The organism is Photobacterium sp. MCCC 1A19761 (assembly GCF_037389125.1).
In the GTDB taxonomy this organism is placed as follows: domain Bacteria; phylum Pseudomonadota; class Gammaproteobacteria; order Enterobacterales; family Vibrionaceae; genus Photobacterium.
On the sequence record NZ_JAZGTF010000029.1, the window covers coordinates 75478 to 87006 of the forward strand.

Below are 11529 nucleotides of genomic sequence, written 5' to 3' on the forward strand. Positions count from 1 at the left end.
ACGCTTGGCGTTCCGCAAATCATCCCCGGTCAATTGGCCGGGGATTTTTTTCGCTGGACGATGGGAAAGGAGAGCCGGATGAGCCGCGATGTTGGGGGGCTTAAGCGTTCTCGGGTCGGGACAGACGCCGGATACGCTTGGGCCAGTTGTTTACCAGCGCGCCGGTCAGGATCAAACCCAGCGCAATGACAATATTCATCGACCAGCTATGAAGCCCGGCCAGTGCCAGTAACACTGAAGAGATCAGCGGGGCACTGAAGCTGAGCGAGGCCAGCAGGGACTTGTTCCCCCGCTTCAGCCCGAGATCCCATAAGTAAAACGCCCCGCCGACCGGTCCCAGACCCAGCAACAGTGCGCCGAGCCATTCCGTGCCGCTCAACTCCCAGTGACCGTTTTCCAGCCCCAGATGCGCCAGCAAAGACAGGATCGCCACTGCCGCCGACAGCCAGCCAATGTCCTCAACTGAGTTATCTGAGCGCGAGAGATACCAGGAATAGCCGGACCAGATCAGCGCGCAGCACAGAGCCAGCAGATAGCCTGTCCAGTGGGCCTGATCCAGCGCCAGGCTACCGTCGCCGAGGATAATCAACGCAATTCCGATAAACCCGAGACATCCGCCGATCATGGCTCTGCCCGCTGTTTGGCGGTTGGCGACGAACAAGGCCAACAGCAACGGCCAGATATAGACCATCAGGCTGACGTCAATGGCGGGTGCCTGCCGTAACGCCAGGAAGTAGCAAAAGTGAAAACCAAACAGGCCGATGATGCCAAAGAGCCACTGGGATCGGGTTAAACGAGGCAGGGCAAATACCGGCTCTCGACGACAAAGGCGTTTGCCGAACATCAGTAGCGCTGAGATGAAAAAACAGATTGAGAGCAGTTGAAAGGGGGGGATCCCCGTGGTCAGGGTGCCGAGCAAGGCAAGCATGCCCCACAATAGTACGGCTGAAATACCGAATATGGTTGCCATCTGATGGTTCCTTTAAATGTTCAAGATGACAAAATCTTAGGGCCTTTCGGGTTAGCTGGGTGTGCTGAAAAGACGCTTTTGTTGGTCGGAAAGCTGATTGTGCTACCGGGGGCCAAGTTAAGAAGATCTGGTCAAGAAGAGCAGGCTAAGAAGAGCTGGTTGCGGAGACTTGGTTGAGAAGAGCGGTTGAGAAGAGCGGTCGAGAAGTGTCAGTTAAGAAGGCCCGTTGAAGAAGAGCAGCTACAAAAGGTCAGGTCGAGAATGCCGAGGGCGGCTGGCCGTAATAGCGGTGAAAGCGACGGCTGAACGCGGACAGATCCCGGTAGCCGACTTGCTCGGCCACCAACCGGACCGGCAGGTCGGTGTGGGTGAGCAAGGCTTTGGCTTTTTCCATCCGCAGTCGGGTGATGTATTGCTGCGCCGTCTGGCCGGTGCTGGCTTTGAAGACTTTCTTAAACTGGGTCAGGCTCAGGCAGGCTAGACCGGCCAGCGTGCTGAGGGAATGTTCGGCGCTGAGATCGCGCGTGATGACTTCGATGACCGGCTCCAGCCGCGGGTCGCGTTTATGCGGGCAGGTTTGCTCGGCCAGTAACAGGCAGAACAAGTCAAAGGTGGCTTGCTCTAAGACCGGGTTGACCTGATGCGCCAACTGCACCCCGATATACTGGCAATACGCCAGCAACGGCGGGCTGACCGTAAACTTGGCTGACGGGGCATTGCGCAGATTTTCCGGCAACCGGGCTAAATCGGCAACCAGGAACCGTGCCTGCTCACGGGCACGAAAATCATGTTGCTCACCGGCCTGAATCGTGACGCCGTCTCCCGGACTGACTTTGCCGTGATAATCCCCGACTTTGATCTCAATCGTGCCATGCAGCGGCAGTACCAGTTGGTGGTACTCATGGTAGTGGCTGCGCGTCTGGTGGGTATAGGCTCGAATGGACAGGCGATTCAGATGTGACACGGGGGCTCCTGTAAAGGTTGTAGATGATCCTGACAAGCTTGGTATACGGCCGGGGAAATATGATTGCTGATATGTCTTTGGTTGCACTGGCTTTCTATGCCATTGCCATGTTAAGACTATCATTTATCGATTGTGATATCTGAATCAAGGAAAGATATGCTCGAACTGAATACGCCGCAGTTACATATGCGCCAAATCCAACCGATGGACTGGTCTTTGTTTGCTGAGCTACATCAAGAACCGAGTGTGATGAAATATGTCGGCGATCCGCTGCCGCTTGCTGAGCTGGAAATGAAATTTACCAGCCGCTTGCCACCCTGGCAGGCGGGTGCCTCACACTGGTTGTGCCTGGTGGTGATCGAAAAGGACACGCAGCGGGCGGTCGGGATCACCGGATTTTTACCGGATGAAACCGTTGCCGGGCAAGCGGAAGTCGGGTTTATGCTGCTCCCGGGCCATCAGGGCAAAGGGTATGGCACGGCGTTGTTGTCGGCGGTGGTCGGTTATGCCCGGCAGATCGGAATGACGGCGCTGACGGCCACGGTGACCGAAGGCAATGATGCTTCGTGCCGGGTGTTGGAGAAATGCGGTTTTGCGTTCGTCGAGCGGATCCCGGATGCCTATGAGATTGGTGGTCGCCCATATGCCGATTTGATTTATCGCTGTCCGCTCAATCGATACGCGGCCTGAGTGCAGGCCTCGGCATCAGAGCGTGACGAAAGCAAACGGGGCGTTCAGGCGGACGATATGTCCGCCTGAACGTCTGAATGCTTGAACGCCTGTGCGCTTAGTTATGTCGGCCGAGGGCGATCAGGCCGGTTCAGACGCCGATTCAGACGCCGGCTCCGCTGCCGCTTCCTTTGGGATATCGCCCACCTTGGCTTCGACCTTGCCGCAAATGTATTCGCCGATCGGGATCGCCGAGGTCGCCGCCGGTGACGGCGCGTTGCACACGTGCAGGCTGCGCGGAGTTTCTGCAAACAGAAAGTCGTGCACCAAAGTACCGTCTTTCAGCACCGCCTGGGCGCGGATCCCGGCCGGATACGGCTGCAGGTCCCCGAGTTGGATCTGCGGGCAGTATTTGTTGACCAGCTTGAGATAGCCCGGTTTCCACCATGAGTTCTTGGTTTCAATCAGGCCGGTTTTCAGGTGTTTGGCGGTGACTTTCCAGAAGCCGCTGAAACGCAGCATCTCGCTGACATCTTTCAGGCTGAGGTTCAACCGGCCGTAACCTTCCCGCTTCCAGCCCTGCACCGCGTTTGGTCCAACGGTCACACTGCCGTCGATCATCCGGGTCAGATGGACGCCGAGAAACGGCAGGTCCGGATCCGGGATCGGATAGATCAGGTGATTAACGATCTGATTGAATTTCGGCGCCAGGCGGTAGTATTCGCCGCGATAGGGAATGATCTGAAAATCGGTGGCGAGGTTCAGCATTTTGGTCAGGCGATCGGCCATCAGGCCGGAGCAGCTGATCAGAAAGCGGCTGTGCAGTGTCAGGGGTTGACCGTCGCTTTTACACGAGACGGTGATCTGGCGGTCGTCTTCCGCCAGCCCCACCACTTCCGTGCGCCGGGCAATTTCACCGCCAAGCGTGAGAAATTCCTCGGCCATTTTCTCGGTGATCTGGCGATAGTTGACGATGCTGGTCGAAGGCACCCAAATGGCGCCCAGCCCGGTGATGTTGGGCTCTTTTTCCGCCAGTCCGGCCTGATCCAATAATTCGACGGCAATGCCGTTTTGCTGGCAACGCTCAAACAGAGCATGCATGCGCTCGACTTCCTGCACATTGGTTGCCACCAGGAGTTTGCCGCAGTTCTCCACCGGAATTTGGTGTTTGTGGCAAAAATCGAGGGTTTTCTCGACGCCGGCTTTACAGAAATTGGCTTTCAGGCTGCCCGGCGCGTAATACACCCCGGCGTGGATCACGCCGCTGTTGTGACCGGTCTGGTGACGGGACAGGCCGTCTTCTTTTTCTACCACCAGGATGGATTTATCCGGATGGCGCTGGCGCAGTTGCCAGGCCGTTGAGATGCCGACGATCCCGCCGCCGACAATGATGTAATCATAAATTTTAGTCACAGAATGATGCTCCCTGCCTGTTTAGCTTGATGACGTTGAAGACGATGCCGCTGATGACGCTGGCGAAGACGGGGAAGCGGTCATTGCTTCCTGCCGTGCCTGACGCCCCGTAAACACAAACAGCGCGATAAAGGCAGCGGTCGCGGCCAAGCGGATCACCAGCGGAATTTCCGGCCATACCAGCGCCAGGCCGATGGCGATCAGGGCGATGCGCAGCAGCCAGTTTAGCGTGCCTTCCAGGTAGCCTTCTATAGCCGCGATCAAGGCGTAGGTGCCAAAGACGGCAAAAATGCCGACGCTTAACACCGAAGCCCAGTCCCAGCTGACCAGCGAGGTATAAGCGATCAGCAGCGGCACCAGATACAGGCCCTTGGCAATCTTCCACGCAGTCAGGCCGGTGCGCATTGCCGGGGTCCGGGCAATGGTTGCTGCAGCGAATGCAGTCAGGCAGACCGGCGGCGTCACGTTACTGTCCTGTGAGAGCCAGAAGATGATCAGGTGGGCGGCCAGCAGTGCCAGCGCGACCTTTTCCATCCCCAGCCCTTGCTCCAGCAGGGTCCCCATAAAGTCGGCCGGTACCATGGCGAGCAGTGCCTGGGCCTGTGCTGCGGGCATTGGTTGCGCCAGCGCCGCCAGCTGATCTGGCGCGGCCAGCATGAAGATAGCGCGAGCCTGCTCCGGCAACTGACCGTTGACCATCATTTCAATCAGCTGACTCTCTGCCATCAGTTGATACAATGCCGGGGCAGACAGCGTGCCGAGGACAATATAGGCCGCGGTTACCGGCAGACCCATGCCCAGGATCAGCGAGGCCAGGGCGATCAGTAACAGCATCACCACCAGGCTGCCGCCGGCCCAGTCGTTGATCATCAGGGAGAAGGTGTTGCCGATCCCGGTGGTGCTGATCACATTGATCACCAGCCCGATGCCGATCAGCAGCACGGCCGTGGTGGCCATATTCCGGGCGCCCTGAGCCATGGCTTCAATGATCGCAGTCAGCCCCATTTTGTTCGGAGAGAGCCAGGACGCGACAATGACGGAGATGATGGAAATCCCGGCGGCATAAGTCGGGGTAAAGCCACTCACGAGCAGGTAGACCAGTACCGCCAGCGGGATCAGGTTATGCCAGCCCGAGAGCAGTACCTTGAGCAGCGGTTCGGTTGAGGCCGTGACCTGATGAACACCGCTGCGCTTGGCTTCAATGCGCACGAAGAAGGCGACGGAAAGGAAGTAAATCAGCGCCGGAACGACAGAAACCGCAACAATGCTGACATACGGCACCTGGGTGTAGGAGGCCATGATAAAGGCGCCTGCGCCCATCACCGGAGGCATCAGCTGACCGCCGGTGGAGGCTGCGGCTTCGACCCCGGCAGCAAAGCGGGCCGGGAATCCGGCTTTGCGCATCAGCGGAATGGTGATCACCCCGGTTGAAACTGTATTGGCGACACTGGAGCCGGAGACCGAGCCCATCAGGCCGGAGGCAATCACCGCAATAAAACCGGGACCGCCGATGATTTTTCCGGCCGCGGCACGGGAGACATCAATGATGTAATCCCCGACGCCCGAGCGCACCAGAAAGGCCCCGAACAGGATAAACATGAAGACAAAGCTCCAGCTGATCCGCGAGATTGAGCCGAACATGCCTTCCGAGCTGAAGAAGCTGCGATAGAGCAGGGTTTCCATGCTCAGGCCCGGAAAGTGGAAAATCCCGGAGACCCACTGCCCCCACAACACCACGTAACTCAGACACAGGACAATCAGTACCGGAATAAACCAGCCGATGGTGCGGCGGATCAGCTCCAGGACTATGGCGATGGATAGCAAGGAGAAGAACCAGTCGCTGGCGACAAACTTCACGCCGCGTGCATAGAGGGCATCTTCCGCCAGCGGAATATAAATCAGGCAGGCCAACGCTGCCAGAGCGATGAGGAGATCACCGCCCAGGGCCAGCTTGCTTTGTTTCAGGCTGCGGTGGGCGGGATACCAGAGGGCGCAGATAATCGCAAAACCGGCGAAGTGAGTGGCCGAGACCCAGAGCTCGGGCAGGGTGGCCAGGGTGTTAAACCAGATATGCAGGGCGGAAAGGAATACCCCGATGACCGTGATTGTCGTGGTCAGCCAGGGAAAATCAGTTCGGGTCGGCAGTTCAAACTGCTGGAGTTCTTGTTCTGTGGTCGTGCTCATGGTCGGCTCCTCAACCCCGGCGGCAAGAGCCATCGCCGCCGGGGAACACTGGGTCGGCAATTACTGGGCAATCAATTCAGACGGGACATTGATCCCCATTTCCTGATAGAAGCGTGCCGCGCCCGGGTGTAGCGGTACCGGCAGGCCGTTGATGGCTTGTTCAATCGCCATGGCTTTGGTGGCTTTGTGGATGCCGTTGAGGAAGGCCAGGTTCTCGTAAATCGCCTTGGTCAGCAGATAAACATCATCGTCCGAAATGTCTTTTCGTACCGCCAGGAAGTTTGGCTGGGTGATGGTGTTGACCGCTTCGGTCTGGCCCGGATAGGTATTGGCCGGAATGGTGTAGCGGGACCATAGCTTGTACTGGCTGTTGGCTTGCTTGAGCTGCGCGTCGGTGAATGACAGCAGCTTGATTTTCTCGCCCATGGCCGCAAACGCGCGGGTCACCGCACTGACCGGCACGCCTGCCGGGGTGTTCATGCCGTCAATCGCGCCGTTTTGCAGTGCATCGGCGCTGGCACCATAGCCGAGGTAGGCCAGGTTAAAGCTATCCGGATTGATGTTCAGACCGGAAAGGATCTGACGTCCCGACCCTTCGGTGCCGGAATTTTTCTTCCCGATGGAAAATTTCTTGCCGTCCATTTGGTTGAGGTCGGCAATCGTACCGGTTTTGGCCAAATCGGCTCGGACGGTAAAGTGCTCGACGTTTTGCCACAGCATGGTGACTGAGCGGAGATCTTTCTGCGGTCCGCTGTTTTTGAAGCCGCCTTCGCCATTCCAGGCCCAGGCACCGTACAGACCTTGCAAAATCGCAAACTGGGCTTCGTTTTCATTGAGCAGTTTCACGTTCTCGCCCGATCCGGCGGAGCTGATGGCAGCCAGTGAAAAGTGGTGTTGCGGCTCGAGCTTGATCTTACTGAGGGTTGCAATGGCGACCCCTACCGGATAATAGGTACCGCCGGTGGACGCGGTCGCCATGATATAGCTGCGGTTCTCGGCGGCCTGAGTCGCGGCGCTCGCAAGGCCCAGGGTGGTTGCGATCACCAGGGATTTCAATAAGGTCTTTTTCAACATACACATACGCTCCATGTAAGCGGCCGGATTGGATAAATGGTCTCGTAAAAGTACCGGCCTGGGGTTAGCAATTCTGTAACAGGTGCTGAGCTTCAATAGCAATACAGGAATAGCAAAACAGGTGCCAAAATTTAACTAATTGATAAATATGAATTAAATTCAATTTTCGTCGCGGATGAGCAAAAAATTGCTCATTTGACGTCGAACCGATAAGCAAAAAACAGCCGATGCTTGCATGGAATCATGGTGGATTGTTACAGAGTTGTTGGTATTTTCGGCGCGAAAGTGTGAGGGCGCTTGCAAATTGGGTCCCGGGCTATCGGCGATTTTTTGCCGATGGCCCGATGCACAAAAACCGCGGCGTGCGGTTGGGGACTCAGGTGTAATCGCTGCGGTTGAGGCCGTATTTCTGCATTTTCTGATTCAAGGTCCGGCGTGGCAGATCCAGTTCATCCATGGCATCGATAATACTGCCCTGATGGCGTTGCAGGCACTCGTGGATCACTTTGCGTTCGAAGTTCTGCACCTGGATGGCCAGTGGCAGGGTCGCTCTGGAAGGCTCAGTGGTCAGGTTCGGCCGGGATGCCAGGATCTCTCCGACGGTCAAACTGGCATCCAGGGCAAACCGGGTGGCGATATTTTTCAGTTCACGGACGTTGCCCGGCCAGGCGTAGCGCATCAGCGCGAGCTGGTCACTCGGACTCGGCAAGCGGGTGTCCGGATTCATCTGGTGAATGTAGTGATCAAACAGCAGCAGGATATCCTCGCCGCGCTCGGCCAGCGGCGGCAGATACAGCTGGGCCACATTGAGACGATAGAACAGATCCTGCCGAAATTCCGGATGATGATGGAGATCTTCCTTGGCGGCGGCGATCACCCGCAGATCGATGTGGATCGGCGTATTGCCGCCGACCCGCTCAACAGTATTTTCCTGTAAGGCACGCAACACTTTGACCTGCATATTCAGCGGCATACTCTCGACTTCATCGAGAAACAGGGTGCCCTGATCGGCATATTCGAGCTTGCCGATCCGCCGTTTGACCGCCCCGGTGAATGCCCCGGCTTCGTGGCCGAACAATTCGCTCTCGAACAGGTTTTCCGGGATCGCCGCACAGTTAAGCGGGACAAACTCGTGGCGGTTGCGCGGACTGACCTGATGGAGGCAATGAGCTACCAGCTCTTTACCGCAGCCGGTTTCGCCGTAAATAATCACATTGGTGTCGATCGCGGCGATTTTCAGCAGTTGCTGGCGCAGATGAACCATGGCATCGCTGCGGCCGATGAGGATTTTCTCCAGTCCTTGTGCCTGCGCCAGATACTGGTCGCGATCCTGCTGTTCAAGCTGGCGCTGACGGGTTTCGCAGGCACGGGCGACGGTGTCGAGTAGCCGGGCCGGATCGAACGGCTTTTCGACAAAATCAAACGCGCCGTCACGCAGCGCCCTGACGGCCATATCCACATCGCCGTGACCGGTGATCAGGATCACCGGGATCCCCGAATGGCGCGCCAGAAGTTTGGGCAGCAAGGCCATCCCGTCAATATCCGGCAGCCGGACATCACTGATGATGATCCCCGGAAACCCGGGGGGAAGCTGATTGAGGGCCGAATTGCCATCGGCAAATTCCAGCACCTGGTATCCGTCCAGCTGTAACCACTGGCTGGTGGCCTGACGCACGATTTCATCATCTTCAATGAGGGCAAGCGGTATGTTATCCGGTAAAGGCATGTGGGGTACTTCCGTGTCTGGTACTTCTGTGTCGTGAAAAAGGCCGTCGAAACCTCGTCACTTTCCGTCGTTTTTCAACTTGTTGAGAAAAACATTAAAAAAACTCGGTGCGCTTGGGAAGGGAAAGACGCTGATTCTGTGGCCTCATCACACCGGAATTCCGGTTCGATGGCTGGACGCCGCCTGAATTGTGGGCTCAAAGTTGTGAACTGAGCCGAATATTGAGCAAGTTTGGGTCAGTCGATTTGTAGTGAGGGGAAAAGCCTGGCTACAATAGCGCCATCATTTCCCCAGGAGTTTACGCCACGATGAACAACTAACATCTGACATTCTTTTTTAAGTTTGAATTTTCAGGGTTAGTGGGCGTAACTTCGTCTTGGCCGCGATTGCGGCATGCATGTTTTCCCAGTCATTTGTTCGCAACTCAGTGTTCACTGCAGCAAGGTGTTCGCAACCAAGTGTTCGCAGCAAAGTGTTTGCAACCGAGTGTTTGCAACCGAGTGTTTGCAGCAAAGTGTTCGCAGCAAGGTGTTCGCAACCAAGTGTTCGCAGCAAAGTGTTTGCAAATAAAATTGTTCGCGACCAAAGCTCGTGGCTGCTGATTATTGGTGCTCAGGTTGAGAAACCGATGCGCAGGCGTGTTGGCTGCCTGATGGCTGTGCGACCTGTGGTCTGCACGAACTATGCTCTGCGCGAACTGTGGTTTGCGTGAACTGTGGTCTGTGCGAACTATGGTTTGCGTGATCTCTGCTCAGCGTCATAAATGGCGTGCGCGACTACCCCTGATCTGTTTTTTTGGTGCTCTGGCGTATGACTCAGAACCTGCCGGTTTCGGTGACAGGCTTTTCGAGTTTGATTGAATCGTCCCTGAGCACCCGCAAAAGATTTTCAGGAGGTGCAGATGGCGATGTCTGCTTCAATCATGACCGCCCAGGAGTTGGCGGTTTTTCACAACAACGGCGAAGCGCTGTTTTCCGGCGTGAGTTTTTCACTTGAACATCAGATCACCGGTCTGGTCGGCAAAAACGGCGCCGGTAAATCGGTGCTGGCCGGCATTTTATCGCAACAGATCCAACCGGATGCCGGTACTGTCCGCAGTTCAGCCAACATCGGCTGTCTGGCGCAGCTCACCGATGTAACGCAGCGCCGCGAGATGGGAAGCGTTGCGGCATTTCTGGGGTTAGAGACCAAGCTGCAGGCCCTGGCGCGGATCGAGCACGGCAGTTGCGTGCCCGAAGATTTTGAACTGGTCGGTGATGACTGGGAGATCCGCGAAGTCCTTCGCGCTCGGTTGAGCGCCATCGGGCTGCCGCCGGATCCGTTTCAGCCTTGTCAGGCGCTTAGTGGTGGCGAATTGATCCGCTTGCAGCTCTGGCAGTTGTTTGAAGGCGACTACGACTTTCTGATCCTGGATGAGCCGAGCAACCATTTGGATCAGGCGGGGCGATGCTGGTTGATCCAGCAGTTGCACCAGTATCGCGGCGGGGTGCTGCTGATCAGCCACGATCGCCAGCTGCTGCGGGAAGTGGATCGTATTCTGGAACTGACGGCTGAAGGGATATGTCAGTACGGCGGTAATTACACGGATTATGCCGAGGAGAAAGCGCGGCAGCAGGGCGCAGCAAGTCGGGCGCTGGCCAGTGCGGAAAACCAGGTAACGCAGTTGCGTCGCCAACACCAGCGCAGCCAGGAAAAAGCCCAGCAACGGGCGGTGACGGGTAAGAAAGAGCGGCGCTCCGGCAGTCAGCCCAAGATGTTGCTCGATGGTAAGCGAGAAGGCGCACAGCTGTCCGCCTCGGCGCGCAAGGTTCAGTTCTCCCGGCAACTGGCGGTGGCAGAAAAAAGAGTCAGCGAGCACAAGGCCCGATATGTTCAGGACAAACCACTGCAACTGAAGGTCAATGCGGCCGAAAAGCGGCTCTCGGCGGTGCTGGATGTGACGCAACTGACACTCCGCTACGGACAGCATGCGCCTATCAGCTTCAGGTTAACTTTTGGCGATCGGGTACATCTGACCGGCCCGAACGGCTGCGGCAAGTCGACCTTGCTCAAAACCTTGCTCGGCGAGTTGCAACCCACGGCGGGGGAGGTCCATTGCCGGGCCAGCCTGTGTTACCTGGATCAGCATTTTAGTTTGCTGGACGAAGCTCAGACGGTGCTGGCCAATTTGCAGCGGCTGTGTCCGGATTATACGGAGACTGAGCTGCGCACCATGGCTGCCGGGGTCGGGTTTCGTCGGCAGCGGGCGGAATTACCGGTCGGGCGGCTCAGCGGCGGCGAGCGCATGAAAGTGGCGCTGTTGGTCATTAGTCATCAGCCGGGCGAGACCTTGTTGCTGCTCGATGAGCCGGATAATCACCTGGACCTGGTGGCGAAACAGATGCTGGCCCGGGCGCTGCGTGACCACCAAGGTCCGATGATTCTGGTGAGCCATGATCCTGATTTTGTGGCAGATGTGGGGGTTCAGGATTGCCTGGCGCTTGAGTCGCTTGAAAAAGTATCACCCTGACCAGCCTGGGTTCAGGTATG

8 protein-coding genes are annotated in these 11529 nt (G+C 57.1%); 2 read left to right on the forward strand and 6 right to left on the reverse strand.

All coding sequences use genetic code 11. The annotated features are described in order from the left end of the window. Positions 1-100: 100 nt before the first annotated feature. Together VV869_RS20240 and VV869_RS20245 are read right to left on the reverse strand one after the other, a co-directional pair. A complete protein-coding gene (locus tag VV869_RS20240) occupies positions 101-970 on the reverse strand; it encodes a DMT family transporter (RefSeq protein WP_337736741.1) in 870 nt (289 codons plus the stop codon). Positions 971-1220: 250 nt separating this feature from the next. Continuing rightward, positions 1221-1934 carry an AraC family transcriptional regulator gene (locus VV869_RS20245; protein WP_337736742.1) on the reverse strand — a complete coding sequence of 238 codons (714 nt, stop codon included), beginning with the start codon at positions 1932-1934 and terminating at the stop codon, positions 1221-1223. A gap of 156 nt (positions 1935-2090) precedes the next feature. On the opposite strand from VV869_RS20245, the gene VV869_RS20250 reads away from it, so the two are divergent. Next, positions 2091-2624: a GNAT family N-acetyltransferase gene (locus VV869_RS20250; RefSeq protein ID WP_337736743.1), complete on the forward strand. Its 534-nt coding sequence runs from the start codon at positions 2091-2093 to the stop codon at positions 2622-2624. 120 nt (positions 2625-2744) lie between these two features. Here the strand turns inward: VV869_RS20250 and lhgO are convergent, their stop codons facing one another. From lhgO to VV869_RS20270, 4 genes are all read right to left on the reverse strand, one after another. Next, positions 2745-4016 carry an L-2-hydroxyglutarate oxidase gene (gene lhgO, locus VV869_RS20255; RefSeq protein ID WP_337736744.1) on the reverse strand — a complete coding sequence of 424 codons (1272 nt, stop codon included), beginning with the start codon at positions 4014-4016 and terminating at the stop codon, positions 2745-2747. A 21-nt stretch (positions 4017-4037) separates the two neighbouring features. Continuing rightward, a complete protein-coding gene (locus VV869_RS20260; protein ID WP_337736745.1) occupies positions 4038-6200 on the reverse strand; it encodes a TRAP transporter permease in 2163 nt (720 codons plus the stop codon). A gap of 60 nt (positions 6201-6260) precedes the next feature. Continuing rightward, positions 6261-7274, reverse strand: coding sequence for a TAXI family TRAP transporter solute-binding subunit (locus tag VV869_RS20265; protein WP_337736747.1), 1014 nt, complete (start codon positions 7272-7274; stop codon positions 6261-6263). A gap of 376 nt (positions 7275-7650) precedes the next feature. After that, entirely contained in the window at positions 7651-9000 is a 1350-nt protein-coding gene (locus VV869_RS20270; RefSeq protein WP_337736748.1) for a sigma-54-dependent transcriptional regulator, read from the reverse strand. 901 nt (positions 9001-9901) lie between these two features. Here VV869_RS20270 and VV869_RS20275 point away from each other — a divergent pair. Beyond that, entirely contained in the window at positions 9902-11509 is a 1608-nt protein-coding gene (locus tag VV869_RS20275) for an ABC-F family ATP-binding cassette domain-containing protein (RefSeq protein ID WP_337736749.1), read from the forward strand. Positions 11510-11529 lie beyond the last annotated feature (20 nt).